This window comes from Salinimicrobium sp. TH3 (assembly GCF_026676115.1).
Taxonomy (GTDB): Bacteria; Bacteroidota; Bacteroidia; order Flavobacteriales; family Flavobacteriaceae; genus Salinimicrobium.
In genome coordinates this window covers 132,250-158,620 of record NZ_JAPONB010000004.1, presented here as the reverse complement: position 1 = coordinate 158,620, position 26,371 = coordinate 132,250, and the positions used below count along the sequence as shown (strand labels likewise).

General features: G+C 40.0%; 23 protein-coding genes and 1 tRNA gene. 10 read left to right on the top strand and 14 right to left on the bottom strand.

Annotated features, from left to right (window positions below; translation table 11 throughout):
• Positions 1–20: 20 nt before the first annotated feature.
• Together OU683_RS08200 and OU683_RS08195 are read right to left on the bottom strand one after the other, a co-directional pair.
• Complete coding sequence (locus OU683_RS08200; RefSeq protein WP_268137091.1) at positions 21–845, bottom strand: DUF1853 family protein; 825 nt, start codon at positions 843–845, stop codon at positions 21–23.
• Positions 846–1,922, bottom strand: a complete 1,077-nt coding sequence (locus OU683_RS08195) for an AI-2E family transporter (protein ID WP_268137090.1) — start codon at positions 1,920–1,922, stop codon at positions 846–848.
• 125 nt (positions 1,923–2,047) lie between these two features.
• Between OU683_RS08195 and OU683_RS08190 the strand changes: the two genes are divergently transcribed.
• Positions 2,048–2,836, top strand: coding sequence for a tRNA pseudouridine synthase A (locus OU683_RS08190; RefSeq protein ID WP_268137089.1), 789 nt, complete (start codon positions 2,048–2,050; stop codon positions 2,834–2,836).
• A gap of 96 nt (positions 2,837–2,932) precedes the next feature.
• Here the strand turns inward: OU683_RS08190 and recQ are convergent, their stop codons facing one another.
• A complete protein-coding gene (gene recQ, locus OU683_RS08185) occupies positions 2,933–5,035 on the bottom strand; it encodes a DNA helicase RecQ (protein WP_268137088.1) in 2,103 nt (700 codons plus the stop codon).
• Between the two features lie 116 nt (positions 5,036–5,151).
• Between recQ and corA the strand changes: the two genes are divergently transcribed.
• Complete coding sequence (gene corA / locus OU683_RS08180; RefSeq protein WP_268137086.1) at positions 5,152–6,234, top strand: magnesium/cobalt transporter CorA; 1,083 nt, start codon at positions 5,152–5,154, stop codon at positions 6,232–6,234.
• 9 nt (positions 6,235–6,243) lie between these two features.
• Here the strand turns inward: corA and OU683_RS08175 are convergent, their stop codons facing one another.
• Positions 6,244–6,711 (bottom strand): hemerythrin domain-containing protein, encoded by a 468-nt coding sequence (locus tag OU683_RS08175; RefSeq protein WP_268137084.1) that lies wholly within the window; start codon positions 6,709–6,711, stop codon positions 6,244–6,246.
• Between the two features lie 191 nt (positions 6,712–6,902).
• On the opposite strand from OU683_RS08175, the gene OU683_RS08170 reads away from it, so the two are divergent.
• The 5 genes from OU683_RS08170 to OU683_RS08150 all read left to right on the top strand — a co-directional run bounded on the left by OU683_RS08170 (position 6,903) and on the right by OU683_RS08150 (position 11,972).
• Positions 6,903–7,868 carry a TIGR03885 family FMN-dependent LLM class oxidoreductase gene (locus tag OU683_RS08170; protein ID WP_268137082.1) on the top strand — a complete coding sequence of 322 codons (966 nt, stop codon included), beginning with the start codon at positions 6,903–6,905 and terminating at the stop codon, positions 7,866–7,868.
• A gap of 9 nt (positions 7,869–7,877) precedes the next feature.
• Positions 7,878–9,518 carry an alpha-amylase family protein gene (locus OU683_RS08165; protein ID WP_268137080.1) on the top strand — a complete coding sequence of 547 codons (1,641 nt, stop codon included), beginning with the start codon at positions 7,878–7,880 and terminating at the stop codon, positions 9,516–9,518.
• Positions 9,515–11,110 (top strand): alpha-amylase family glycosyl hydrolase, encoded by a 1,596-nt coding sequence (locus OU683_RS08160; protein ID WP_268137078.1) that lies wholly within the window; start codon positions 9,515–9,517, stop codon positions 11,108–11,110. The genes OU683_RS08165 and OU683_RS08160 overlap by 4 nt, the downstream gene beginning before the upstream one ends.
• Before the next feature lie 3 nt (positions 11,111–11,113).
• On the top strand, positions 11,114–11,485 hold the full coding sequence (locus tag OU683_RS08155; protein WP_268137076.1) for a sensory rhodopsin transducer: 372 nt from the start codon (positions 11,114–11,116) through the stop codon (positions 11,483–11,485).
• 148 nt (positions 11,486–11,633) lie between these two features.
• Positions 11,634–11,972, top strand: a complete 339-nt coding sequence (locus tag OU683_RS08150; RefSeq protein ID WP_268137074.1) for a hypothetical protein — start codon at positions 11,634–11,636, stop codon at positions 11,970–11,972.
• Positions 11,973–11,997: 25 nt separating this feature from the next.
• Here OU683_RS08150 and OU683_RS08145 read toward each other — a convergent pair whose 3' ends face one another.
• Genes OU683_RS08145 through OU683_RS08130 form a run of 4 tightly spaced genes read right to left on the bottom strand, consistent with a single transcriptional unit; the run spans position 11,998 to position 16,948 of the window.
• Positions 11,998–12,894 (bottom strand): M14 family metallopeptidase, encoded by an 897-nt coding sequence (locus tag OU683_RS08145; RefSeq protein ID WP_268137072.1) that lies wholly within the window; start codon positions 12,892–12,894, stop codon positions 11,998–12,000.
• 18 nt (positions 12,895–12,912) lie between these two features.
• Positions 12,913–13,962, bottom strand: a complete 1,050-nt coding sequence (locus OU683_RS08140; protein ID WP_268137070.1) for a glutathione synthetase — start codon at positions 13,960–13,962, stop codon at positions 12,913–12,915.
• Positions 13,963–14,015: 53 nt separating this feature from the next.
• Positions 14,016–15,065, bottom strand: a complete 1,050-nt coding sequence (locus OU683_RS08135) for a glutathione synthetase (RefSeq protein WP_268137068.1) — start codon at positions 15,063–15,065, stop codon at positions 14,016–14,018.
• Positions 15,062–16,948 carry a peptidase MATCAP family protein gene (locus OU683_RS08130; RefSeq protein WP_268137066.1) on the bottom strand — a complete coding sequence of 629 codons (1,887 nt, stop codon included), beginning with the start codon at positions 16,946–16,948 and terminating at the stop codon, positions 15,062–15,064. Before OU683_RS08130 ends, OU683_RS08135 begins: the two co-directional genes overlap by 4 nt.
• Before the next feature lie 347 nt (positions 16,949–17,295).
• Here OU683_RS08130 and OU683_RS08125 point away from each other — a divergent pair.
• A tRNA-Arg gene (locus OU683_RS08125) sits at positions 17,296–17,369 on the top strand.
• Positions 17,370–17,865: 496 nt separating this feature from the next.
• On the opposite strand, the gene OU683_RS08120 is transcribed toward OU683_RS08125, so the two are convergent.
• The 3 genes from OU683_RS08120 to OU683_RS08110 all read right to left on the bottom strand — a co-directional run bounded on the left by OU683_RS08120 (position 17,866) and on the right by OU683_RS08110 (position 20,502).
• Positions 17,866–18,681, bottom strand: coding sequence for a universal stress protein (locus OU683_RS08120; RefSeq protein ID WP_268137064.1), 816 nt, complete (start codon positions 18,679–18,681; stop codon positions 17,866–17,868).
• Positions 18,682–18,812: 131 nt separating this feature from the next.
• Positions 18,813–19,562 carry a DsbA family protein gene (locus OU683_RS08115; RefSeq protein ID WP_268137062.1) on the bottom strand — a complete coding sequence of 250 codons (750 nt, stop codon included), beginning with the start codon at positions 19,560–19,562 and terminating at the stop codon, positions 18,813–18,815.
• A 7-nt stretch (positions 19,563–19,569) separates the two neighbouring features.
• Positions 19,570–20,502, bottom strand: a complete 933-nt coding sequence (locus tag OU683_RS08110; protein WP_268137060.1) for a manganese catalase family protein — start codon at positions 20,500–20,502, stop codon at positions 19,570–19,572.
• 260 nt (positions 20,503–20,762) lie between these two features.
• Between OU683_RS08110 and OU683_RS08105 the strand changes: the two genes are divergently transcribed.
• On the top strand, positions 20,763–21,581 hold the full coding sequence (locus tag OU683_RS08105; protein ID WP_268137058.1) for an HAD family hydrolase: 819 nt from the start codon (positions 20,763–20,765) through the stop codon (positions 21,579–21,581).
• 70 nt (positions 21,582–21,651) lie between these two features.
• Here the strand turns inward: OU683_RS08105 and OU683_RS08100 are convergent, their stop codons facing one another.
• Both OU683_RS08100 and OU683_RS08095 read right to left on the bottom strand, forming a co-directional pair.
• Positions 21,652–23,148, bottom strand: a complete 1,497-nt coding sequence (locus OU683_RS08100) for a S10 family peptidase (RefSeq protein WP_268137056.1) — start codon at positions 23,146–23,148, stop codon at positions 21,652–21,654.
• Between the two features lie 61 nt (positions 23,149–23,209).
• The gene (locus tag OU683_RS08095; RefSeq protein WP_268137054.1) at positions 23,210–24,055 is read right to left on the bottom strand and encodes a phosphatase PAP2 family protein; all 846 of its coding nucleotides are present in this window, start codon (positions 24,053–24,055) and stop codon (positions 23,210–23,212) included.
• A gap of 207 nt (positions 24,056–24,262) precedes the next feature.
• On the opposite strand from OU683_RS08095, the gene OU683_RS08090 reads away from it, so the two are divergent.
• Complete coding sequence (locus OU683_RS08090) at positions 24,263–24,739, top strand: SRPBCC family protein (RefSeq protein WP_268137052.1); 477 nt, start codon at positions 24,263–24,265, stop codon at positions 24,737–24,739.
• A 78-nt stretch (positions 24,740–24,817) separates the two neighbouring features.
• On the opposite strand, the gene OU683_RS08085 is transcribed toward OU683_RS08090, so the two are convergent.
• A complete protein-coding gene (locus OU683_RS08085) occupies positions 24,818–26,272 on the bottom strand; it encodes a TonB-dependent receptor (RefSeq protein WP_268137050.1) in 1,455 nt (484 codons plus the stop codon).
• Positions 26,273–26,371 lie beyond the last annotated feature (99 nt).

Here is a 26,371-nt window from a genome sequence, read left to right as displayed (position 1 = left end):
AGTTAATATATTGCAAATAGCTACCACCAAACTATGAAAAATCTTTCAAGCTCTCCCTTGGATGTTTTCATCCATAGTAAAGGAGAGAATTTGCTTTCCAGTAAGGTACTAATTTGTTCCTCAATTTCATCATAGGCAAACCACTTCTCATTTTGTTGTGGAGATACCGGCCAGTATTTTTTGGTGGGAGTGTAAAAGGCATTTTTCCCATAGGATTCAAAAGTGAATTCTGAAGCTTTAATCCAGTAACCTGCAATTGTTTCAGGATTAATGTGCTTGAAAGAGATATTCTTCATTTGCTTCGGAAGAAATACAGATGCTTTAAAACACATTTTTTGAACTACATGTTCAGTATTAATCTCTAAAGAAGTTAAAACACTTTGTGTTGCCTCCTTAAAGAGTAGGGGGAATTGCTTTTTTTGAAGTCTTTCCAGTTTTTTGTTCAAACTGTCCCGCTTATTCGGACCAATTAAATGATCAAGTTCTGAAGCACCCGTATCGGGATCAAAAAGGTAGAATTTATAGATCAGTTCTATATGGGAAATAATTCCTGAGGCAGAATCCTTGAGCAGAAAATCAAGTTCCCCCCGGGTTGTTTTACCTTCAATTATTTGCCGGTTTTGAATTAAAATTTCTTCCGAAGTAAAATGGGAGACATAAAAAGCGAAAAAATGTTCCATTCGCTTCCCCAGGACACTTTGTTTGGGTGCCGTTATTTCCCCGCTAATTTTTTGTAATGTTACTTTACTTGTTTGGTAAAGCGGGTATCCAAAAATGGCATTTTCAGCAAAAATTTGCGGTGTGCGAATAAATCCTTCGAACTGTTCTTTAAGAGAAAAATTCATTTAGTCGTCATCCTCTTTACTAAAGAGAAAAGCAAAAGGTTTTAGTGGAGGAATATGGGAAAAAACAACATTGAAAATAGCTAAAATTGGTATGGCTAGGATCATTCCCATTATGCCCCAAATCATCCCGCCAATGATCACTGCCAGAATAACAAAAAGAGGGTGAAGATCAACTTGATCTCCCACTACATAGGGTTGGAGAATATAACTCTCCACAAATTGCGCAATGGTAAAGGTGATGATTATCCCAATAAGCACCGTTGGATCCCCCGAGGTAAGGTAGCCAAAAACTATAGCCAATCCCATTCCTATCATATTACCTATGTAAGGTATAATACTTAAAATGGCCGAAATAAGGCTAACCAGAATGAAATTATTGACCCCCGATACACCCAGTCCTATTGAGTACAAAACAGCCAGTAAACCTATTAAAATGAGTTTTCCTACCAGGTATTTTTGAGTAACCTTAGCTGAATCCTCTATCACTTTCTTCACTTCTTTTCTTTTGGAATCAGGAAACAACAAGAGCAGGAAATCCTTGAACCTATGCCGGTAGTTAAGAATGAAAAAGATATAAATGAAGGTGAGCAGGTAATCTCCAAAAAAACTAATGGCCTGATTTACAAAAGAAGCTGCTTTTTGTCCCGCATTGGAATTTTTACCCATAAACGGGACTGAAGAACCTTCACCGGATTGTTTCAAATCTTCCTGGTCGAGAGGAGTATGTTCAAGAAGAAAACCCTTTAAATTCTCAATTTTCGGCTTCATGGTTTCTGTTATTTGAGGCCAGTCATCCACTACAGTTTTTACCTGCATAGAAACCAGGGCCATGAACCCAACAGAGACCAGTAAAATTATAAAGGTATTGAGTAGGGAAGACGCGGTACGATTGATAAAAGATTTTTCCATCTTACGTGCCAGCGGCATCATCAATAAAGCAAAAATTAGTGCGGTGGTAAGGGGAATTAAGAAACCTTTGGCGTGAAACAAGCCCTGAAATAAAAAGTAAATTGCAAGAATACTTAAGGTGCCAAAAAATAAAATTTGCTTTCCTTTTGAACTGAATGTTTTTTCCATAAAAGTGAAGATACAAAAGTAGCAGCCATTATATTTTAACTAAAAGTTAAAGACATTTCGTACAAAGACAGATTTGATCAATTATAGCCGAAGTTTTTCCATTAATTTCGTAAAAATTAAAGTTTGTGAAGCAACAGCGCTTTTATTACCTCATTAAGGTGCAATATCTGGGATACAGGTTGCATGGCTGGCAAAGGCAGCCGGGTCTAAAAACTGTAGAAGGTCTGGTAAAGAAAACCCTGAAATTCGTTCTGGGCGATAAAAGATTCAAGATCCTTGGCTCCAGCCGTACAGATGCAATGGTTTCAGCCCACGAATCTGCTTTTGAATTATTCACAGACCATGAGCCCCTGGAAAATATTGCAGATTTCATGGTGGTGTTCAACAAGAATTTACCGCCAGACATTAGGGTTCTAAGCATAAATGAAGTAGACGCAGGCTTCAATATCATTCAGCACCCAAAGAAAAAGGAATATTTGTACCTGTTTTCCTTCGGAAGAAAAAGTCATCCTTTTGCAGCACCTCTCATGGCCACCTTTCTCGAAAAACTGGATATTGACCTTATGATGGAAGGCGCAAAACTTTTTGAAGGGAAACATTCTTTCCATAATTTTTGCACAAAACCTACTCCTCATACGATAGTGGAACGGGAAATTGAAATTTGTGAGATTCAACCAAACCAGGAAATTACGGCAAGCTTTTTCCCCGAAAGATCTTTCCTTCTAAGAGTCACGGGAACGGGATTTCTGCGAAATCAGATCCGGTTGATCATGGGATGCCTTGTCCAGTTAGGGAGAGGAGAATTCTCACTTGAAGACATCGAAAAAAGTCTTGATCCCAAAGTGAAAATGCCCATGACCTACATTGCTCCCGGAAGTGGGTTGATTCTCAACAAGGTGGATTTTGAGATTTAATGTCTCTCTGGGATGAGCCGGGTTAATTTTTTTGGAATTAGGATCGGGGACAAATTAAGTACATCAAAAAGATTATAACTGAATTTTGAAAAACATTTATCCCTCTTTGCTCAGGATCGTCAATGCCATTCTTATAGTTCCGTAATCCATTTCCTCCTGAAAATGTTCAAAATATGGCTTTAAAGCATCGGGATTATCTAGTTTGGATTTGGCTCTTTTAACGGCCTCAAGATCACTTTTAGAAATGAATTTCTTTAGATCAACACCTTCACCTGAATCATACAATTTGGAGAGATGGGAAAAAATTGTAGTAGGAGCAAGGTTCCTGGTTTGGGCAATTTCTTCAATGGTCATACCTTCCTTATAAAGTTTAAAGGTTTCCTTATAAGTATTTCCCTTTTTGCGGGCTTTCTTCTCCCTTTTTTCTTTGCCGTGCGCGATGATCTCTTTGATAAACCTGTAACCGTAATTTTGCATTTTTTGTCTCCCCACACCACTAATCTGCATAAAGTCTTCATCGGTCATAGGTCTTTCCTTTTCCATTTCTTTTAAAGTGGCGTCATTAAAAATGAGATAGGCAGGAATCCCTTCCTCTTTTGAAAGTTCAAGGCGCAGTTTTCTTAACCTCTCAAAAAGAGTGTTTTCTGAAGTTTTTTCGGCTACAGCCTGCTCCTTTCTTAATTCGACCTGGATAACCTCTGCGAGCAAGACTTTTTCTCCTTCAAAAAGCACATTTTTGGCAAGACTGGTAAGCCGGAGTTTGTTTTGATCGTGAAAGGCAATTTCAACATAGCCCATGTTGATCAACTGGATCATGTACTGCTGCCAGTCCCTCCAGGAAACATCCTGTGCAATACCATAAGTAGTTAATTGCTGGTATCCTTTTTCGAGCACCTGCGCATTTTGGGCTCCCCTTAAAACATCGATAACCATCGAAACCGGTTCCTGTTCCCGAAGCCTGAAAATTGTTGAAAGTGCCTTTTGAGCCAGTAAAGTTCCGTCGAAGAATTCAGGAGGATTTTTACAAACATCACAATTACCGCAATCTTTGGAAATTATTTCTCCAAAGTAGCTTAGCAGAATTCTTCGGCGGCAACTCAAAGCTTCAGAATATTGCTTCATGCGCTCAAGTTTTGCCAGCTGAACTTCAGAATTCCCAGAACCTTCAGCAAACTTTTGCAACTGCACCACATCGGCATAACTATGGAATAGCAGGGTAGAGGATGGTAATCCATCACGACCGGCCCGCCCAATTTCCTGGTAATAACCTTCCAGGTTTTTAGGCATGTTATAGTGAATCACCCATCGAACATTAGATTTGTCGATACCCATTCCAAAGGCAATAGTGGCACAAATAATATCTGTGCGGTCATTGATAAAATCTTCCTGAATCGAGATTCGGTCATTATGAGAAAGTCCGGCATGATAAGCTTCAGCTTTATGGCCTTTAGCTTGCAATTTGGCCGCAAGTTCTTCTGTATTCTTTCGGCTAAGACAGTAAATGATACCACTTTCAGACTTTCTACCTTTCAAAAATGCCGAAATCTGTTCAAATTTTTTAATTCCGGGGCGCACTTCCAGGCTCAGATTTTTCCGGTCAAAAGAAGAAATATGTTTCCTGGCGTGGGGAATATTGAGTTGCTCACAAATATCCTGGCGCGTAGCTTTATCTGCCGTAGCGGTAAGAGCAATTACAGGAGTTTCGGGATGACGGTTTTTAAGATACCCTAGCTGGGTATAGGCGGGTCTAAAGTCATGACCCCAGCTGGAAATACAATGAGCTTCATCAATAGCTATTAAACTGATATTTCCTGCGGAAAATACAGTGTCGATATACTGAAGACTTTCAGGAGCTACATAAAGCAGTTTGATCTCATTTCTTTCGATCTTGCTGAAGATCTCCTGTTGCTCCTTTTCCTGCTGACTGCTGTTGAGGAAGGCAGCGGGAATACCGTTGGCAGTCAATCCATCCACCTGGTCTTTCATAAGAGCGATAAGGGGAGAGATCACAATGGTGATCCCCGGAAGCAAAAGGGCAGGAAGTTGAAAACAAATAGATTTTCCGCCACCTGTGGGCATGATCACAAGGTTATCGTCACCCTCAAAAACTGAGTTTATAATCTCCCGTTGCAACGGCCTGAAACTGTCGTAACCAAAATATTCCTTTAATGTACCTAATAACTTTGCCTCCTCTACCATGTTACAAAGAAAATGAAACCCTACCAATGCTCAATGGCAGAGGATAGTTAAATACAACTTTTTATAGTGAGCTTTAGGTAAGAGGAAATTCTTACTTTTAAAGAAATTATTCTTGTATGGTTAAAAGAACGCGCTACCTCTCCAAAAGGCCAAAGTCTCATAAGGCTCTTCACCAGGCTCCGGGAACTGTGACTTATGTTGGAAGAAAGGAACAGGTAGAAACTAAACTGGAGGTAATTGATTATAATGCCGAAAAGTATGAGAGGTTTACTTCAAAACGGCCAGAAGATGCTTTCAAGTTTGAAGAAGAGGACCGCACCACCTGGATCAATATTGACGGCCTTAGTAACACCAGTGAAATTGAAAAGATTGGAAAGTATTACGAGCTTCATCCATTGATTATTGAAGATATAGTAAACACCAACCAGCGTCCTAAAATTGATGAGTATAAAGATTATTTTTTCATTGTTGCAAAAATGCTTTACTACAAAGAAGATGGTAGGCTTGAAAATGAACATATCAGCATAGTACTGGGGAAGAATTATGTGCTCACATTCCAGGAGGCCGGGGGAGATGTTTTTGACGGGGTAAGAGAAAGACTTTCTACAGAAAAAGGCAGAATAAGGAGCCGTGGGGCAGATTATCTTGTTTTTGCTCTCTTAGATGCCATAGTGGATCATTATTTTATGGTCATAGATGATATGAGTGATAAAATAGAGGCAATGGAAGAGCGCCTTTTTGATGCCCGACCAAAGGATGATACCATTCTTGAAATCCAAGAACTAAAGCGCACGATGCTTAGAATAAGGCGTGCCGTGAACCCACTAAGGGAAGTAGTAAGTCGCCTGGAAAAAATGAATCACAACCTGGTACAGGAGCAAACCATAAATTACATAAGAGACCTTTACGACCATATGCTACAGGTTTCAGAAAATATTGAGATCTACAGGGAAATGACCTGGGGCCTTATGGATATGTATATGACCACGATTAGCAACAAGATGAACGAGGTGATGAAAGTGCTTACAATAATGGCTTCTATCTTCATTCCTCTCACTTTCCTGGCCGGTATTTACGGGATGAATTTTGAGTATATGCCCGAATTGGAGTATCGTTACAGTTATCCTATTTTATTAATTTCAATGTTCCTATTAATTGTGGGGATGCTTTTTTATTTTAGACGCAAACGATGGCTATAGATACTACTTCTATTTCCAGAATTTATCTTCCCAATCATCGGGATCTGGAGTAATAATCTCCTCTTCCTTTTTGGTTATGATATTAAGTTTTTCTTTGGGAACTGTTTCCTGCAGTTCCCGGAATAATTCCCGTTCCTCAAACCTTATATGGTCATTCAATTCCTTTTGAATTGAGGTGAAGGTTTCTCTCACAACTTCAGCTTTAAAGAGATCTTTTAGCCGGTCATGTTCTTTTAGAGCTCTAACACTCATGGGGTGAAAATCCCCCAATAAGGGAAATATTTCCTCCTCCTCAAACTTAAAATGTGGTCTTAATTGAGAAGTAAAAAAGAAATCGGTATAATTTTTAATTCGGTCGAGTTGGACATTCTTTTTTAATCCTTCTCTTATTTTCCAGCATAAAAGGAGCCCGTGATGATGGTCCCTGCTCAAATGTTTCAGCGCATCGTGTCGTTTAAGGGGTGTAGGCTTCCTCATGATTTCTTTATTGCTTCACAAAGGTAATTTTATATATCCTGGCAGAGCATGACTGAGATCATGTTTCATTGGTCGATGTTTTAAGAAGAGCAGTAATTTATCATTTTTTTAATAATAGAAATCCGGTTTATCGTGTAAAGCTTTATAATTTAGAAGGAATCATTAAAATATTTTAATTAAAGCTGCTATTTATGAAAATTGGTTTTCACGCTTCCCACGAACAATTTACCCCGGGTCACCTGCTAAAACTTGTTCAGCAGGCCGAAGATGCAGGTTTTAAGGCAGTCCTGTCGTCAGACCATTTCCATCCCTGGAGTGACAAACAGGGACAAAGTGGATTCGCATGGAGCTGGCTGGGAGCGGCAATGCAGGCTACAAACCTGGAATACGGGATAGTGAATGCTCCAGGCCAGAGATATCATCCTGCTATAATTGCCCAGGCTGTGGCGACGCTGGATCAAATGTTTCCAGGAAGATTTTTTCTCTGTTCTGGCAGTGGTCAACTTCTTAATGAAAATATCACAGGGGAGAAATGGCCGCCAAAAAGGGACAGGAATAAACGTTTACAGGAATCGGTCGAAGTAATACGACGCCTTTGGCAGGAAGACGATTATCTCAACCATAAAGGTATGTTTACGGTCGAGCGGGCAAAACTCTTCACAAAGCCTACTCAAATTCCCAGAGTGTATGGAGCAGCTATTACCGAAAAAACAGCTGCCTGGCTTTCTTCGTGGGCAGATGGTATGATCACTATCTCCAAACCCGTTGAAGAACTTGAAAAAATGGTGAAAGCCTTTAGGGGAGCAGATGGAAGTGAAAAGCCTTTGGCTTTGAAAGTGCAGATATCCTATGCGAGCACCCGTGAAAAAGCTTTGGATGGAGCCTGGGAACAATGGAGAAATAATATCTATCCAAGCAAGCTAATTGCAGACATAGACAGTCCCGAAAAGTTTGATGCCATAGGCCAAAACACCAGAAAAGAAGACATGGAAAAGCACGTGATTATAGGAAGTGATGCAGATGTCTTTATTGAAAAGATCAAAACCTTCAATGAAATGGGGTTTGAAAAAGTGATCATCCATAACGTAAATGAGCAACAGGAAGATTATATAAATTTCTTTGGAAAAGAAGTGCTTCCAAACCTTCAACAACAATAACCCACTAAGATGAATAAATACTGGTACAAAAATGCGGTGATCTATTCGCTGGATGTAGAAACTTTTAAGGATGCAACGGGTGACGGTACCGGAGATTTCAAGGGACTTAAAAATGCCCTTCCCTTCCTTTCGAGTCTTGGGATCACCTGTATCTGGCTCCTGCCAATTTTCGATACCCCAAACCGGGACAATGGCTATGACGTAAAAGATTATTATAAAATAGATCCCCGTCTCGGCGATTTAGGTCATTTCACTCAGCTCATTGATGCTGCGGAAGAAGTGGGTATTAGAATACTTATTGACCTTGCAGTTAATCACACTTCGTCTGAACATTTCTGGTTTCAGGAATCCCGGAAGGACAAAAATTCCAAATACAGAGATTATTATATCTGGGTAGATGAAAAGCCAGAGGACCCTGAGAAAAATATGATGGCAGCCGAAGGTGAGGAAAGCATCAGCTGGAAATATGATCGTACTGCTAAAGCGTATTATTTCCATTCTTTTTATCCCCATCAACCCGATCTAAATATAGCCAATCCGCAAGTTCAGGAGGAAATATGCAGGATCATGCATTTTTGGTTAAAAATGGGAGTTTCAGGCTTCAGGATTGACGCAGCGCCTCACATGTTCAAGGAAAAAGGCAGAATGGACTTTGAAGGAGATCCACATAAGATCTTCCGGAATTTCAGGGAATTTGTTGAAACTCAAAAACCCGATGCTATTTTACTCGCCGAAGTAGACCTTGATCCCAACCAATATAATAAGTACCTGGGGAACGAGGACCAGATGCATATGCTGTTTAATTTTTATGTGAATAACTTCATGTACCTGTCATTTGCCAGGGAAGAGGCTATTCCTGTTGCCCGTGCACTGCAAAGAATGCCCGAAGAGATTACCGAAAAAGAACAGCTCGCAACATTTCTTAGGAATCATGACGAATTAAACCTTGACAAATTGAGTAGAACCGAAAGAGAAGAGGTTTTTAAAGCTTTTGCCCCCAAAGAAAACATGCGCATTTTTGGAAGGGGAATAAGGCGGAGATTGGCTTCAATGCTTGGAAATGACCGGAAAAAAATGGAATTGGCCCACAGCCTTCTTTTTACGATTCCCGGTACACCGGTGTTGCGGTATGGTGAAGAAATAGGAATGGGGGAAGATCTTTCAATGGAAGGTCGTTCCAGTGTTCGCACAGTTATGCAGTGGGCTAATGACAGGAATGGCGGGTTTTCTACTGCACCCACAGAAAATCTTATTAGAAATGTCATTTCTGGAGGAGATTTTGGCTATGAGAAAGTTAATGTAAGTGATCAATTGAGAGATCCCGATTCTTTTCTTACCTGGATCTCCAAAGCCATAGATTACCGGAAAGAATTTGCGGAATTTGGATGGGGCCGTAACCACGTCCTCGACACCGGTAATCCTCATGTTTTAGGACACTATACAAAATCTGAAAAAGGGATGGGAGTAGCATTTCACAATTTCTCGGGAAAAGAAATCACCATAAAGCTCGAAGTGGATAAGGAATTATTTAAGGATGTTGTAGATGTCTTCGGAAATATAAGATATGAAAATTTCGACCCCGGAAAAGCTGAAGTGAAGTTAACCCCTTATGGTTACAGATGGATGCATAAAAAACATAATTTCTTATGAATTACAAAGAATACTTATGGTGGCACAAGGGAGTAGTGTATCAAATTTACCCAAGATCCTTCAAAGACAGTGATGGAGATGGTGTAGGAGACCTACGTGGAATAATAGAAAAACTCGATTACCTGAAAGATCTGGGTGTTGATGCTGTCTGGATATCACCCATTTATCCTTCTCCCATGGCCGATTTTGGGTACGATGTAAGTGATTATACGGGTATCCATCCTTTATTTGGAGAAATGAAGGATTTTGATGAATTGCTTACGGAAGTACATCAAAGAGGAATGAAACTTATCCTTGACTTAGTACCTAATCATTCTTCAAATAAGCATCCATGGTTCCTGGAATCCAAAAGTTCAAAAAACAATCATAAACGGGACTGGTATATTTGGAAAGATCCCGGTAAGGATGGAGGCCCACCTAATAACTGGTTAAGTGTTTTTGGAGGTAGTGGTTGGGAATATGATGAGAAAACCGAACAATATTATTACCATGCATTTTTAAAAGAACAACCCGATCTCAATTGGAGAAACCCCGATTTGCAGCAGGCAATGCTTGCCATAATGAGGTATTGGCTCAAGAAGGGAGTAGACGGTTTTAGGGTAGATGTGATGTGGCATATGATCAAAGACGAACAATTGAGGGATGATCCACCAAATCCTGAATATAAGAAAGGAATGAATTCCTACAGTAAATTACTTCCGGCCTATTCAACAGACCAGGATGAAGTTCATGACATAGTGCATAAAATGCGGAAGGTAATCGATGAATATGATGAGAGATTACTCATTGGAGAAATTTACCTGCCAATAAGCAAGCTTGTAAGTTATTACGGAGAAGACAATCAGGGCGCTCATTTACCTTTTAATTTTCAACTGCTGCAGCTTCCGTGGAATGCTGCCAGGATCAAAGCTACAATAGATGAATATGAAGGGGCGCTTCCTGAAAATGGCTGGCCCAATTGGGTGTTGGGTAACCATGACAATTCCCGAATTGCAAGCCGGGTGGGGAAGGACCAGGCCAAAAATGCCGCAATATTGTTGCTAACACTTAGAGGAACGCCTACCATTTATTATGGGGATGAACTGGGGATGCAGGATGTTGATATTCCAAAGGAGAAGATTCAGGATCCACAGGCTTTGAATGAACCCGGAGTTGGACGCAGCCGGGATCCAGAACGCACCCCAATGCAGTGGGATGCTACAAAAAATGCAGGATTTACTAAAGGAGACCCATGGCTTCCGCTAATGGTAAATTATAAAGAAATTAACGTGAAAAAGCAATGGGACCAGCCTGGTTCAATGCTTCAGCTGCACAGGAAACTTTTAAAAATTCGGGCGCAGGAACCGGCCCTGCATGTTGGCAATTATCTGCCTGTACTGTCTCAAGATGGCATTCTTTCTTACATCAGGAAATACGAGGAACAACAGTTCCTTATAGTTTTAAATCTCACAGATTCAGAAGTGAATTTTGCTCCCGGTTTTAAATGGACAGGAACTGTAAAAGTTTCATCTCACGAAGAATTTGAAGGGAAGGAAATGAATGATAAAATTAACCTCCCGGCCAATCTGGGCCTGGTTATTAAACTGGAATAAACAATGAAAGCACTAGGAAAAAAAACCTGGGTAATAGCCGAAGGCTACATCCCAAAATATGGAACGGGTAAGGAACCGGAGTTCACAAGTCATGAAACAGCTTGTATTCTCAACACCTCTAATCAAGATGCCGAGGTCGAATTGACCATTTTTTTCTCAGATAAAGATCCGGTGGGTCCCTATAAGGTGACGGTGGAGGCACAGAGAACAAAACACCTAAGATTTAATGATCTACAAGAGCCCGAGCCGGTACCATTGGGAACTGATTATGCCTGTGTTATCGTTTCTACTATACCGGTAGTAGTTCAACATACCCGCCTGGATTCAAGGCAGGCCGAAAATGCCCTTTTAAGCACCATAGCTTATTCAGAATAAGTGGATTTTTTATTTAAAAATCAGTGCATTAGATATACCCATTCAAAAAGGTGTTTTTTAGTGCTCTTTTTCAGAGGAAAGTTTTTTAGAAGGGAATTGAAAAATTTCCTAATTTTCACTAAACCAATTTGAACCAATTTAAACCAATATGAAAAACAAGTTGCAAAATGCGCTCCTGGTGTTTTCTACGATTATTCTTTTTAGTTGTGGCAGCACTATGGAAACCAGGTCAATGAAGCCGGTGCTAAGAGCCGCTACAGATGTACCTGGAAATTTTGAAGCACCAGAAGGTGCTACTACAGGAAGCAATTCGTGTAGCAATCCATTAACCGATCCCCGCGATGGCACAAAGATTATTATGCAGTCTGCTTTTTCTGAAGGAGTTGGGGATTACGAAGTACCCGAAGGTAAATATGGGGTCCAAAAAGGGGAATTTTTAAGAATTAAATGTGCTACAGGTGAAGTGGTAGGTATCGTGAGACGATAACTACCACCTCTGTAGCAGAGAAAGTTTACTGTTCTTCAATGACAAAAAAGCCGTCATTGCCCTGAGACTGGTAAAGGGGCATAAAAATATAGGCATCCCATTCACTTTTTATCTCCTGCCCATTACTTGTTGCAAGTAACTGGCCTTTTTTAATTTTTTGAAAATTCTTAAACCCCGGCTCCATTTTAAAACTATCTCCTTTTTTGATTTCGTGCCGGTATTTGATCTCAAAAGTTTTTTGAGAAGGAGCATTTTTCTCGGTAAAGCGTTCCACACATTCGGGATAGCAGGAAACATTCGTCACTTCAAGACCATTTGCTTCCTTTAAAGCCAGCCATATCATTCCTTCATGGTTTTCAACAGAAGCCTTGCTGGTGTGCTGGCCTGCTTCAAAAACAAAACCTGTAAGACCCGTTCGGCTCATATAGTGATCTATGGCACCGTAGATAATATCACTAAATCCTCTCACAATGTAGGTAGGGAATTTGTGGGCCCAGCTATCATTGTCATTCACATCCTGCACAGATATGTAAGGCAAACTATCTGAAGAGGTTGTGTGGCAGTCCAGAAAATAACGTTTTGAATATTCCTCTTCGGGATACTTTTCAAGGACTTCAATTATTTCATGCATTTCCCTTTGTTCCTGGGTTTCAGGATCGCGGTTCTTGACATTATCTTCGGTCCAGGTGCGGTTCAGGTCTTCATCAATATACCGTTGTTCCTTTTCAAGGGCAGCTTTATTGCCCATTACACCTACAATTCTTCCGTTGATTTCGGGTTTGGTTTTTTCAAGTTCAGCAAAGACCTTTTTTAAGGCTTGTACCCCGCTGGGTTCATTTCCATGAACTCCGGCAGTGACAAATAATAAAGGTCCTTTTTTATTGGTGGAGTATTCTCCTATAATCCGGGTGTTATCTTTCATTATATTTTTTTTCTGAAGTTATGCCATAGTAGCCAACACCTGATTGGATATCTGGCCTTTGTACAACTTCTTGTATTCAACTTTCTTCTCAATAGCATCGATCACTACATCCGAAAAATCGGGGAGCCCAATTTCTCCAAAGTGATCCATCCCGCCTGGACTCAATACATTGATTTCAATGAGCTTGTCTTTGACAATATCAAGTCCTACGAAGAATAAGCCGTCCCTTATTAATTTTGGAGCGGTTATTTCAATGATCTTTTTCATCTCTTCTGTGAGGGGACTTTTATCGCCTGTACCTCCCTGGTTAAAATTACTTCGGAATTCTCCCTCGCCGGTCAATCTTTTTATGATCCCGTAATTACCATCTTTTTCCATTACACGACCATTGAGAAGTAAAACTCTCACATCCCCATCTTTTGCTGCAGGTAAATATTCCTGGGCTATAATGTATCCCTGTCCAGAAAGGTTCTCTATAATCTGGTTTAGGTTCTTCTCGTTTTTATCGATAAGATATACATCTCTACCGCCAGAACCTTCAAGAGGTTTAAGAACCATTTTCTTCTTATGTTTTTCGAAGAATTCCATCACGTCCTCTTTCTTACGGGTAATTATGGAATTTGGTTTTATACTGGCAGGAAGTTCTTCGAAGTACAATTTGTCTATAAAAGCATTGGATAGGGCATAGGCATCATTCAAAACCAGCACTCCCTCCTGTTGCATCATTCGTCCAAAAGCAATACCAGACTGTTCCGCCCATTGGCGGGAAGAACCTTCCTCGGTAGGGTTATTTCTTATGAACAGCACATCAAGATCTGTAGCTGTTATTCTTTCTTTTTTAGCTTTATCTCCCTGAAGAAGTTTTAGATATTCTTCTGGCGTCTTGGCTTCCATTTTTTTAGGAACGTAGGTGGAATCAATAGAGAGTTCTTCACCCTGCTTGAAAAAGAAGTCTCCTACTCCCATTGCATAAACCTCATGCTTACGTTTACGGGCCTCCTGCATAAGGAACACAGTGGTCCCACAGTTTTCAGTTTCGACATTATTTACAACAAAACATATTTTCATTAATTCTTTGTTTTAAGGGATTTCTCCCGGTTTATTATTCTTAAAATTTTATTTTATTCCATTGTGGCCAGCTCTCTGTTCAAGATTTTCGAACCATAGAGCTTCTTATATTCTACTTTTTTCTCGATTGCTTCCATGATAACATCCGAAAAATTTTCTACACCAATTTTGAAGAGTCCGTCGATCCCACCGGGACTTAGAACGTTGATCTCAATTAGTTTATCTTTTACCACATCCAGGCCTACAAAAAAGTGGCCGTCTCTTTTTAATTTCGGACCAATGATATCCACTATTTTCTGAATTTCTTTTGTGTGTTCGCTGGCTTCAGGGGTAGCACCTTGCGAAATATTACTACGAAATTCCCCATCACCACTAACTCTTTTTATGATCCCGAACTTTCCGTTCTTTTGAAGGATCTTTCCGTTGAGAAGAAGAACCCGTACATCTCCTTCCTTAGCGGCAGGTAAATATTGCTGGGCAATAATATAACCCTGTGCACTAAGGTTTTCAATAATTTGATTTAGGTTTTTTTCATTCTTGTCGATCAAGTAAACACCGCGTCCTCCAGATCCTTCTAGCGGTTTGAGAATCATTTTCTTCTTATGGTACTCAAAAAATTCAAGAATTTCCTGTTTATCACGAGTGATAAGAGATGCCGGTTTTACATGGGCAGGTAATTCTTCAAAATAAAGCTTATCAATAAAAGCATTGGAAAGGGCAAATGCATCGTTAAGAACCAGAACTCCCTCCTGTTGAACCATGCGGCCAAACGCTACGCCCGATTGCTCTGCCCAATGACGTCCCGAACCTTCTTCGGTAGGGTTGTTACGTATAAAAAGTACATCTAATTCTTTTGCTTTAATTTTTTTCTTTTTAGCCTTTTCCCCCTGTAACATTTCAAGATGTTCTTCAGGATTCTGGGGCTTAAGGCTTTTAGGCAGGGAAGTACTAATGATAGTAAGGGCTTCATTTTTTGTAAAGCTGAAATCACCGACCCCCATAAGATACACTTCATGGTTTCTTTTCCAGGCTTCGTGCATTATATAGACCGTTGTTCCTGCACCTTCGGACTCCACACTATTAACTACAAAACATATCTTCATGCATTTATTAGTTTGGCAAGGGGTATTCCCTCCCTTATTTGACTTAGTTTTTTTCTGGTTTCTTCGGTATGAAGATATCTTGGGGTGAGTTTAACGGGTGAAAGCACTCTTCTTTCATTCAATTCACTAATAATTGGCATATGTTCCAGAGCAAATTTCCCTGTGAGCAGGGGAGCTAATTCTCCACCTTCTTCCAGGTGCTTCTTGAGTTGCACCAAGCCTTTTAAATAAGAAATATCTTTTGTGAAGCCACCTCCCTGCATAATCCTGGAGGTGATATTAAATGCACGTTGTGGTTTAAAGTTATAATCTTTATTGAGCAGCCGGAAGATCTCTTTAAAATCGGCCCCATGCATTCGGGCCGAAGCTGCGACCACCCGGCCTGCCAGGGTTCGCATCCTGTTGCCGGTAAGTCCCCCCACAAGGTATTCAGAAAGAACAGCGAGCCCTTCCTGCAGGGTATCGTAATCTGTTAGACCTATGGATAACAATTTTAATGGCTGTTGATTTCCATTATAATAGGTGAGGACATGGGTTCCAATTTCGTGCTGGATCAATGCTTTAGTTTCATTTGCATTGAGTTTGTAATCACTTGGCAAATAAAGTTCTCCCCTGGAGACCATAAGGATATTCACATCATCACGAATGTGTACTTTACTTGAAAAATTTTCATCCTGTTCCCTGAAGTAGTCAAATTCCCGATTTGCAAGTACCTTAAAATCTTCTGCTTTCATAATGCTTTCAAAAGCATGATCTTCCTTCTCAGGAACTTCTTTTAAGATAGTCTCAGCTTCGTGTTGAAGATCATTGCTAATTTTTCCAAACAGCATCATACTGTTGTAGAAAAAATTATCTGAACCTCTGTCGCTAAGCATACTTATCTGTAGATCCAGCTCTTCACGTTTTTCCCTGAAGATATAGGAGAGGGCGGGATCATCAATTTCCTCCAGTTTAAGATTATAAAGTCTTCGTTTTAGAACATCTGGGTCAAATGGTATAAGCCGATAATGATAGTTAAGTACCTTTTCATAATTACTTTCAAAAAAGGTGTCTTTGATCTGCCGTATGTTGGCAGGGGAAACTAACCACAGGAATTGATAAGAAGTTTCAATTTGGGCCAGCTGCCGGTCAATCTCTTTAACTTTATTCTGAAGGTTTTTTTGTCCCAGAGCTCTGTAGCTCTTGACTCCGCTGGAGGTTTGGATTCTAATGAACTGAAATATTGTTTTGTGAAGGGCAACTACAAAATCATCTTTAAAGCTTCTAAAGAAAACCGGGTAGTCTTCTCCTTCCTTGCTGCGGTAGACGGGCGGCACTTCAATTCCCAGCAGCAAACATCCGGAAGCTTTTAACTGTTCCAGGTTTAAAAGGGGTTTCTTCCCTTCTGGTTGTCTTTCCAGAGTATCCTGCACTTCGGTAGATCCAAGTTTTAAAGCCCTGTATCCTGAATCCACGTCATCCAGTTCTTCCTGTAAAACTTTAATTGTGGTGGAAAGTTTTTCTGCAGGACCCTTAATTTTAAATTTTCGACTCTCCGGGGCTCCTGCATAAACTTCAATGATCAAGAAAGATTTAAATTTTGAGGACATGGCTTCACTAAGGCAAAACATGAGCCGCTGGTATCCTTCAAAATCCTTATTTCCTATAATTAGAAAGGAAGCTTCACTCAAAATAAGACGCACGGTAGCGCGGTCTTCCCCTTTTTCTATATCCTCATCTTCGTTTCGGTAGATAACCAGGTAGGGGAGTTCATCACTCATATGAAGGAAACCACCCCCCGGTAAATGCTTTTCAATCTCGCATTTCTCCTGGAGTTCTTCTACTATTTTTTCAATAGATATTTCACTAAATGCCTTTGGTTCATTAGATGTACTTACTGCCATAAAATTTTTTGCTTTTTTTGAGGAATGTGAAAGCCTGTAAATAGACCGTACATCCTGTAAAAATGCTCATTAGTAAATTTAAAATATTCAGAAGTTCTGGTATAATTATGCCCGTTCAATTAGCTGAAGTTTAGGAAAGATTTAATAGTACTTTTGGAAAACAACAGGGGATACTTCTTTCTATGAAAGGCTTTAGAACCGCAAAGAAAAACCTGAAATTGATGAGTAGGACAAAGAATAAAAATTAATAAATTACTGAAGTCCTTTTACTTAGATAAAATGTCAGAATTAAATATTTTTTTTGCTTGTCTTTTTTAAAAACCTCATTATATTTGCACCGCTTTAATGGTCGCGTAGCTCAGTTGGATAGAGCATCTGCCTTCTAAGCAGACGGTCAGAGGTTCGAATCCTCTCGCGATCACATCAAGTGCAAAACCACGTCCCTAAGGGCGTGGTTTTTTTATTCCATGCAAAGCTGAAGCGCAGCTTCAAAGCTTGAAGTGGGTTAAAAAAGACGGGGGTGAAAGCCCGTGGTTTTGCATTTGCAGGAGTGCATCTCAATAGGAAATTCAATCCTTTTGGGATCACAGAAACCCCTCCCAAACGAAGGTTTTTTTGTTTTAAAAACAATCTTGTAATGAGCTTTTCAATGTAAATCTTTTATTCCAGGACCTAGGGCAGGTATTATATAGTCCATAAAGGTTCTTCTATTGAGGAAAGACCAGGGAAGCACATTTCCTAATACAAAGGATTTACTGCCAGGGCTAAGGACCGGGAAATAGTCTACAACGAAGTGTTTGGAACTCATTACAAGTAAAAACCACGTCCCAAAAGAACGTGGTTTTTTATTATGTATGATTCTTATTTTTCTCCGGAAACTGGTTAAAAATAATATTGGCGACCGAAAAATAAAAAATTTAAGCAAAAGCAGGAAAAGTAAGCAGGGGAGAAGGGCTACAGGATTGCATCCTTTTGATACGGTCCCTTACCAATCCTCTTTTAAAAAGATTCATATTCCTCTTCTCGGGCATCAATACAATATCCGGGAGCTCTTCCTCAATTGTCTTTCGCAGGGTATCAAAGACTTCAAATGAATACAGCGTTTTATATTCAATATTGGGGTAGGGGATTTCTGACTTCACTTTTTTCTGAAAAGCTTTCAGGTTCTTTATAGCTTCATCTTCTTCCCGGTGAGTAATATGTACGATCTCGATTTTTGCATTTAAAGCTTTTGCCAGAGGAATTAATTCTTTGAGATAGATTAATTCCTGATCGTCAAAAGTGCTTGCAAAAAAGATCTTTTGAGGCTGTTTAAATTTAAATTGTGGAGGCACGGCTAATACAGGTAGATGAGATTTACCAATCATTTCACTCGTGGTAGTGCCAACTAGCCTGTCTTTAAGCTTACTGGAGCCACATGCTCCCATAATAATCATTCTTACCTGAAGATCTTTGGTGAATTTTAGAATTTCTTCTGCCACTTCAGGCCCGGAAACCACTGCGGGCGAAATGAATTGGGAATTATATTCCTCCCCTAAATGAAGTTTGCAAAAATCCTGAAGCTCTTTCTGATGCTTCTTTAGAAAATCTGAATTCCGCTTTTCTCCATCATTAGGCGGATAAACATGAAGAGCAATGAGATCATCTCCCATTATCCTGGCCAGTTCAGCTGCATATTTAAGGGCCGCCACAGAGTAATGTGAAAAGTCTGTAGCATAGATTATCTTTTTCATGATCTTGGATTTTGACTTGTATAAAGTTACGCTGGCAAAACCCCAAAAAGTATGATTTTAGTCAGTAAAAACTCAAAATCTTACCCCCAGAATTACTTATTATTAAGAAAACTATAATTTCTATAATTCTATTAGAAACTTAGTTCTTTTGGAGCTTCAGTAATTTCCAGCAGTTCCCTGTCTGTAAGATTTTCCCAGCTATTGGAATATACCTCCTGGTCTATGACTTCATTTAAATCAAGATTAGGATCCATGAGGGAAAATGTCTTTTTTAACTCACTAAAAGGCCTGTAACCTGTAACCTGATAGGTTTTGTCTTTATAATAAATTAAAAGGGTAGGGAAACGACTTATTCCACTGGCTTTGGTTCTGTCCAAATCCTGTTTAAAAAGACTGCTCACTTCATCAGAAAAAAGATACTTCCGAAATTTACTTTTTTTGAGAATTTTTGCCTGCTCCAGTTCCCCGGCTATTTCCAGGATCACCTCTACTTCTCCAATGTTTTTTTTATCCATCATTACTGCCTCCCTTATCTTACGAAGCATGGCTTCCTCCCCAATTTTTGATTGCAGGGAACCCGCCTTTACCGCCATACATGCGAGATAAGAAGTATCGACTGGATTTGAGATCCAGATGTTCTCCTCAATAGGTTGGCCGGAAATATGGCGTGCCTGCATCCATAAAGGCCCCATTTGAGCGGGACGGGCTATATCATTCATTTGATCATTATAGTTTTTCCAGTCTCTTAAGAGACCGCCCATCACATAAGTAAGGTGCAGGCGGTCTTTTAAAAGAAAACGTAGTTTTCGCAACTGGGGCTCAAAAGCCCAGCTCCAGCAGCAAAGTGGATCTGTAAAATATTCAACTTTAAATTTTTCCATAAAAGGATCAATATTTACTCCATTGTGCCTCCCCTTTGGGCATGGCTTTCGTTATTTCTTCATATTTCTTTTTACTCAATTCCTTATTTTTCTTATCGACCTCTTTTGGATCCCTGGAAAGTTTTTTGTCATCATGCCCTTCAGTCATTCCCTTTGTTTTCCTCACATGTTCAATAGGATCTGAAATATATTCCCAGGTTTCTCCCAATTCCGGGCTTTTACCTTCATTCCATGGACCTCTCACATCTTCCCCATTAGAAAGGTTAAAATATTTATTGCTGTATTTGGGATCACTTTGCAGGACCCCCGGAGGGAAATTGGGTTCTATGGTCTCCAGTGCTGCCTGGAACATTTGGAAGTGAGCTACTTCCCGGGTCATAAGAAACCTCAAAGTATCTTTTACGTGAGGATCACTGGTATGTTGCATAAGATATTCATAAACGATTTTAGCCCGTGATTCAGCTGCAATATTTGATCTTAGATCAACCGTAAGATCTCCGTTGGCTGTTACATAAGCCGAGGTCCAGGGGTTTCCATTACTATCGGAGAGGGTAGGGCCTCCGCCAGAAAGATTAAAGAACTGCGGATTCACCATAGCATTGTGAATAAAATCTTCCTTGGATGCTTTTCCTTTTAAAAGTTCCATGATCTCAGACTCTTCGGCAGCATTCTTTAGATCACCGTGAATTCCTTTTAGAAGCATCTGGATAGTGGCACCTACGATTTCGAGATGACTGAATTCTTCAGTAGCAATGTCCATAAGCAGGTCATACTTATCAGGGTGGACCTGTTTGACAGCAAAGGCCTGGACAAAATACTGCAGGGCTGCCTTTAATTCTCCGTTTGCACCTCCAAACTGTTCCAGCAATAGTGTGGCAAAAGCAGGATCTGGTTTCGATACCCGCGCATTGAATTGTAATTCTTTTACGTGATAAAACATAATTCGTGAATTAGTGGTTAATAATCTTTTTTTTAAAGATTAAATTATAACCTATCTTCTGCTATGGAGGTTAATTATTTGGTAAACTTCTGTTATTGTTTACTTTACGCAGGTGAGAAGCTGAAGTAAATTGTATCTATTTTTAAAATATCACCAGCGTATTAGCTCCTGATCGAGAAACAATCTTCACCACAAATTAACGTTCCACATTGCCCCCCGGCTAAAACTTCTCTTATTTTTGCATTTTTTAAGAGGAAAACATGGATTATTCAAAGATAAAACTTGTAGTAAGTGATATGGATGGCACCTTGCTTAACAGTAAGCACGAGGTGAGTAGGCAGTTTATAGAAATTTTTAAAGAGCTACGGGACCTGGATATAAAGTTTGCGGTAGCAAGCGGCAGGCAATACTACAGCCTTAGAGAGCGTATGGATGCGATCAAGGATGAGCTCATTTATATTGCCGAAAACGGGGCCATTGTAATGCATCATGAAAAGCAACTTCACATTGTTCCAATGGAACCAGAGGTGGTTCATGAGATCATAAAAGAAGTAAGGGAACTGGATAATAAGTACCTTATTCTCTGCGGAAGGGAACAGGCTTATATTGAAAGTACCGATCCCGAATTTATGGAACCTTTTCTCAATCATTATGAAAAGTATAAGGTGGTGGATGATCTTATGGAGGTGAAAGATGATCTCTTTTTAAAATTTACCATTTGTGATCTTAGCGGGGCCGAAAAGAATTCCCTGCCACACCTAAAGCATTTTGAAGATCGTTTGCAGGTCAAGCTTTCAGGAAAGATCTGGATAGATTTTAATGACAAAAAAGCTCAGAAAGGAAATGCTTTAAAAGCAGTGCAGGAGAAAATGAATATTAAGGAAGAGGAAACGGTGGCCTTTGGGGATTATCTTAATGATATTGAGTTATTTCAACATTCCGGTTACAGTTACGCCATGGAAAATGCACATAAAGAAGTTAAAGCTGTAGCAACACATCATGCCGGAAGCAATGATGAACTCGGCGTGGAAAAAGTCCTGGAGAAATTACTGGAGTCCCTTAGATCAACAGGGGCTTAAAGTTAATTTGGTTTAAAAGCAAAAAGCCATTCTTGTGAGGGAATGGCTTTTTTACTTTATTGATTTATGCTTAATAAGTTGCAGGTTCTCCCGGCTTTGGCAATGATTTCTGAATGAATTCTCTAAGATCATCATTTGCCTTTTTTAGGTCCTCGTTTCTTAAATACATCATGTGGCCGCTACGGTAACCTTTAAAACTTAACCTGTCGCGCATTTTTCCACTGGGGTCGAGCTGCCACATAGTATATTTGGCATCAAAATATGTGGTGGCGCCGTCAAAATATCCGCTCTGGATCAACACATCCAGGTTAGGGTTTTGCGCCATAGCCTGTCGCAGGTTTTCTCCTGTTTTGTTTTTGCTGCGATCCCAGGGATGAACGGGACCAAACATATAATAAGTAAGATCGGTCTTAAAATTGAGGTCATTTCGAAGGTAATGGTTGATCGCCGGAGTAAAGGAATGTAACCATGAGGTAAGTTCAGAATTATAATCAGGTGAATCCCCTGCCTCTTTTTTGTCCAGTCCAATGTATCGGGAATCAAGTCTCCCCACGGTTAAGCCTTTTTGATCTCTTAGTAGATCTTTCCAAAAATACTGGTAAGGCACTTCAAGGTTATGCTGAAGTATTTCTTCCTTTGATATTCCTGAATAACGCGCCATTGTTTCGGCAATTTCATTTTTTCTTTCCTCCTCAAGGAAGCCTCCTTTTGCCAATGCAGGCAATAATTCATTGATGGCATACTGCTCCACTTCGGGTAGCAACTCTTCCAAATCCCTTTTTTGAAGGTCTTGCGGAAGCAGGTCATGGTACCAGGCGGCAGCAGTAAAATAGGGGAGGCGGTTGGCAATTTCTACAGGACCATCTCTTTCAATTCCTATTTCTGTTGGAGAAACCAGGATCACCCCATTGAGGTACATCCATTGTGAATTCTGAAGTTCCAGAGCCAGTCCCGAAACTCTTGTTGTTCCATAACTTTCTCCTATAAGGTATTTAGGTGATAACCAACGGTCATACCGGGTGACGAAAGTATTGATCCATTTCGCCAGGTAACTTACATCTGCATTTACACCAAAAAATAGCTCACGATCCCGCTTTTTTTCTCCTTTTGGTTCAACTATTCGGGAAAACCCAGTATTGACAGGATTAACATAAACAATATCGGCTATGTCGAGAATAGAGTAAGGATTCTCCTTTATACCGTAAGGCTGAATTGGAAAACCTTCAGGATCGATTTCCAGCACGCGGGGACCTGTATATGCAATGTGCATCCAAACAGAAGCAGATCCTGGACCGCCATTGAAGGAGATCACCAATGGTCTTTTCTTAAGATCGTTTCCACCTTCTCGTTTGTAGTACGTGTAAAAAAGGCTTGCAATGGCTTCTCCATCATCACTCCACACGGGCTGCATGCCGGTAGTGGCAGTGTAATCTATTCTCTGGCCATTTATATTTACCCGATGAGCGGTGACAACTGTAGTATCAACAGGGATTTCAACTTTATTCTGAGCTATTGCTGAAGCATGTAAAAGGCCAAAAAATATGGCAATACAAATGATTTTTTTCATTTTCAGGATTTGATTAAAGCCTAAAAATAGAAAAATTCAGCCGGAAAAAGAGGTTTAAGTTCTAAAAGGAGTACTGCAGGGTGAGTCCCTGGTATTCATTCCCTCTAAGATCTACACCCATTGCAGGAGCGACTCCAAAGTCACGCTCTTTCTTTTTATGAAGTTCGGGAATAAGGATTCCACTGGCTGCTCCCACCATGTAACCAACAATATTATCTGTCAGGAAATGTTTCCCAGCTTCAGATCTTAAATATCCCACATAGGCAGGAACGAGGGCTGCAGCAGTCCATACATAAGGTTTAGCTGCAGAGTCTGGATAAAAGTCATTATAGATCTTGGCGGCAAAAAAGGACGCCGAAGCAGTTGCCGCGGTGTGTCCTGCAATAAATGATCGCTGGGCACCTTTTTCAGTTCGCTCTTCGTCTGGTAGAGAGGTGTTATACACCAAGGGTCTCGGACGGTCTATAAGCCCGGCAGTAAGCGTATAAACAGCTCCTGTGGTGGCCATGCTTTCCAGGAATAATACAGAGATCTGCCCGGCATTTGAACGCATATTTTTATCGGCGATCATCATAACTACCGGTACGGCAAAAGAACCATAAAAAGGATAATAACTAATCTCATCGGCTCTTTTGCTATAGTTCCCGGCAATGAACCTGTCTATTCCCGGCACATCGTCTTTGGACAGATCATTTAATTCCTGAAGGGTAAGAGCTTCTTTATCCTGGATCAATTTAAAACCTACGAAATTGAGTCCCAAACTTATTCCTAAGTAAGACCCGTCAACCAGCCAGCTGGTTTTATAAGGGGAATCCGATGTATCACCGGAAGCAGGGGAGTAGGACTGAGAATATGTGGAAAAAGAAATTAAAAAGGAAAATATTAGGGGGAATATAGAATATTTCATTGTTAAAATTGTTTAAGACGAATCTCGGGTTTTTAATATTTATTACCTGAGGGATTAACGCAATTATAAGAGTGGTAGCGCGGCTTTTCAGAAAATTTTTTGAAAAGACACCTTTTTTGACCACCCAAACAAAATAACGGATGATTTATTTTGTTTAAATTATATTTTTAATAATTAAACAAATTATATCTTTGAAAAAAGTGAATCATGAAAATTTATCAGCTGCACACCATTCAACGTATACCAATTTCACTTCAGGAAGCCTGGAAGTTTTTTTCAGATCCTTCGAACTTAAAGGTAATTACTCCTCCTTACATGGGATTTGATATTACAATGGGGGGAGACCGTCCTATGTTTGCAGGACAGATCATTGAGTACATCGTAACTCCCATAGCAGGTATTAAAACCAAATGGGTGACAGAGATCACCCATGTTAAGGATCTCGAATATTTCGTAGATGAACAACGGTTTGGGCCCTACGACCTTTGGCACCACAAACATTTCTTCAGGGAGATTGATGGGGGAGTAGAAATGGAGGATATTATTGATTATAAACTTCCGCTGGGATTTATAGGCCAGGCGGTTCATCCATTTCTAGTAAGGCCTAAACTGGAGGAGATCTTTGACTTCAGAAAAAAGAAATTAAAAGAGCTTTTTGGGAGCTTCAAAAAAGAAACCGTTTAAATTGCTTTTTTGGAATCCCTTACAGGAATTCCGAAGCAATTTAAACGGTCTTATTTTTATTCTCTTTACCTCAAAAGATCAAATCTTTTGGGCAGACTTTTGTTTATAGTGACTAAACAGGTCGTGCTCCTTGATCATAGCTGTAGTTTTTTCGGGTAGCATATCTTCCCAGCCACCTTTTCCTTCTGCGATCAACTGCAATACTTCCCTGGAGAAAATATCCAGAATAGCAGGATCATAATTGGTGATATCTACAACTTTACCATTGTATTTGAAGAACTTGTAAAGCTCCTTCATTCTAGGATGCACTTTGAGATTATCGCTGGTGGTGATCTCTCCTGTCTCACGATCCTTGAATGGATAAAGATAAACCTTAAGGTCTTTGAAAAACAATTTACCAAAGGCTTCTAGGATTCCTCCACTTAAATGCCTGTAGTATTTCTCATCAAAGATGTCCACCAGGTTATTTACTCCCATGGCTAGCCCCATACGTTCCTTGGTATAGCGGGAGAAATATTCAACTACTTTATAATATTCCTGGAAATTGGAGATCATTACAGTTTGTCCTAGAGAACAAAGCAATTCTGCCCGGTCCATAAAGTCTCTTTCGTCGATTTCACCTTCAGCACGAAGGTTGGACAGGGTGATCTCAAAGATAACTTCGGTATTATCTTCCGAAACTCTGTTTTCATTTAAGAAAAGTTCGAGGGAACGCTTATACATATCCATATTAACCTTGGTCACAGGTCTAAAGCTTCCACGCAGGGCAAGGATATTCTTTTTATAAAGGATCTTCGCCGGTAAAACGTTGTTTCCATCTGGTGCAAACATAACCGCCTCGGTCATATTATTTTTCACCAGCTGTAAACTCATAAGCCTGTTGTCCACTTTTTCGAACCTGGGACCCGAGAAATTGATAGTATCGATCTCGATCTGGTCTTTGTCAATATGGTCGTAGAGGTAACGAAGCAATTTTTTAGGATTGTCGTATTTGTAATAGGCCCCGTAAATGAGGTTTACACCTAGTATTCCCAAAGTATTCTGTTGCAGGCGGGCATCATTTTCATGAAATCTTATGTGCAGGAGGATCTCGTTATAATCTTCTTCGGGATGCACCTGATATTTAATTCCAACCCACCCGTGGCCTTTGTACTTTTTGGCAAAATCAATAGTTGCAACAGTATTGGCGTAAGTAAAAAATAACTTGTTGGGATGTTTTTCGCGCGAGATCCTTTGTTCAATAAGATTGGTCTCATGCGTGAGCATCTTTTTTAAACGCTCTTCGGTAACATATCTCCTGTCATCTTCGATCCCGTATATCGCATCACTAAAATCCTTATCATAAGCACTCATTGCCTTGGCAATGGTCCCTGAAGCTCCACCGGCTCTAAAAAAGTTGCGGACGGTTTCCTGCCCTGCACCAATTTCAGAAAAAGTTCCGTAGATATTTTCATTAAGGTTAATACGAAGAGCCTTACTTTTTATCGATGGGACGTTCTCAAACTCCCTGTCACCCATTATGGTTATTGGCATAGCTGTCTTTTTTTGTTCAAAATGAGTTCCTCTTGTTGAAACACTCAATTTGTAGTCAAAGGTACTAAAATGAAGGGCTAAACAAAAAAATAATACTTA

Bases quoted from the DNA above. Each gene is read 5' to 3' on its own strand.
- OU683_RS08170 (WP_268137082.1), top strand. From the start codon at position 6,903: ATGAAAATTGGTTTTCACGCTTCCCACGAACAATTTACCCCGGGTCAC.
- OU683_RS08090 (WP_268137052.1), top strand. From the start codon at position 24,263: ATGAAAATTTATCAGCTGCACACCATTCAACGTATACCAATTTCACTT.
- OU683_RS08095 (WP_268137054.1), bottom strand. From the start codon at position 24,055: ATGAAATATTCTATATTCCCCCTAATATTTTCCTTTTTAATTTCTTTT.
- OU683_RS08160 (WP_268137078.1), top strand. From the start codon at position 9,515: ATGAATTACAAAGAATACTTATGGTGGCACAAGGGAGTAGTGTATCAA.
- OU683_RS08150 (WP_268137074.1), top strand. From the start codon at position 11,634: ATGAAAAACAAGTTGCAAAATGCGCTCCTGGTGTTTTCTACGATTATT.
- OU683_RS08155 (WP_268137076.1), top strand. From the start codon at position 11,114: ATGAAAGCACTAGGAAAAAAAACCTGGGTAATAGCCGAAGGCTACATC.
- OU683_RS08195 (WP_268137090.1), bottom strand. From the start codon at position 1,922: ATGGAAAAAACATTCAGTTCAAAAGGAAAGCAAATTTTATTTTTTGGC.
- OU683_RS08175 (WP_268137084.1), bottom strand. From the start codon at position 6,711: ATGAGGAAGCCTACACCCCTTAAACGACACGATGCGCTGAAACATTTG.
- OU683_RS08200 (WP_268137091.1), bottom strand. From the start codon at position 845: ATGAATTTTTCTCTTAAAGAACAGTTCGAAGGATTTATTCGCACACCG.
- OU683_RS08120 (WP_268137064.1), bottom strand. From the start codon at position 18,681: ATGAAAAAGATAATCTATGCTACAGACTTTTCACATTACTCTGTGGCG.
- corA (WP_268137086.1), top strand. From the start codon at position 5,152: ATGGTTAAAAGAACGCGCTACCTCTCCAAAAGGCCAAAGTCTCATAAG.
- OU683_RS08135 (WP_268137068.1), bottom strand. From the start codon at position 15,065: ATGAAGATATGTTTTGTAGTTAATAGTGTGGAGTCCGAAGGTGCAGGA.
- OU683_RS08085 (WP_268137050.1), bottom strand. From the start codon at position 26,272: ATGCCAATAACCATAATGGGTGACAGGGAGTTTGAGAACGTCCCATCG.
- recQ (WP_268137088.1), bottom strand. From the start codon at position 5,035: ATGGTAGAGGAGGCAAAGTTATTAGGTACATTAAAGGAATATTTTGGT.
- OU683_RS08115 (WP_268137062.1), bottom strand. From the start codon at position 19,562: ATGGAAAAATTTAAAGTTGAATATTTTACAGATCCACTTTGCTGCTGG.
- OU683_RS08140 (WP_268137070.1), bottom strand. From the start codon at position 13,962: ATGAAAATATGTTTTGTTGTAAATAATGTCGAAACTGAAAACTGTGGG.
- OU683_RS08105 (WP_268137058.1), top strand. From the start codon at position 20,763: ATGGATTATTCAAAGATAAAACTTGTAGTAAGTGATATGGATGGCACC.
- OU683_RS08110 (WP_268137060.1), bottom strand. From the start codon at position 20,502: ATGTTTTATCACGTAAAAGAATTACAATTCAATGCGCGGGTATCGAAA.
- OU683_RS08145 (WP_268137072.1), bottom strand. From the start codon at position 12,894: ATGAAAGATAACACCCGGATTATAGGAGAATACTCCACCAATAAAAAA.
- OU683_RS08165 (WP_268137080.1), top strand. From the start codon at position 7,878: ATGAATAAATACTGGTACAAAAATGCGGTGATCTATTCGCTGGATGTA.
- OU683_RS08100 (WP_268137056.1), bottom strand. From the start codon at position 23,148: ATGAAAAAAATCATTTGTATTGCCATATTTTTTGGCCTTTTACATGCT.
- OU683_RS08130 (WP_268137066.1), bottom strand. From the start codon at position 16,948: ATGGCAGTAAGTACATCTAATGAACCAAAGGCATTTAGTGAAATATCT.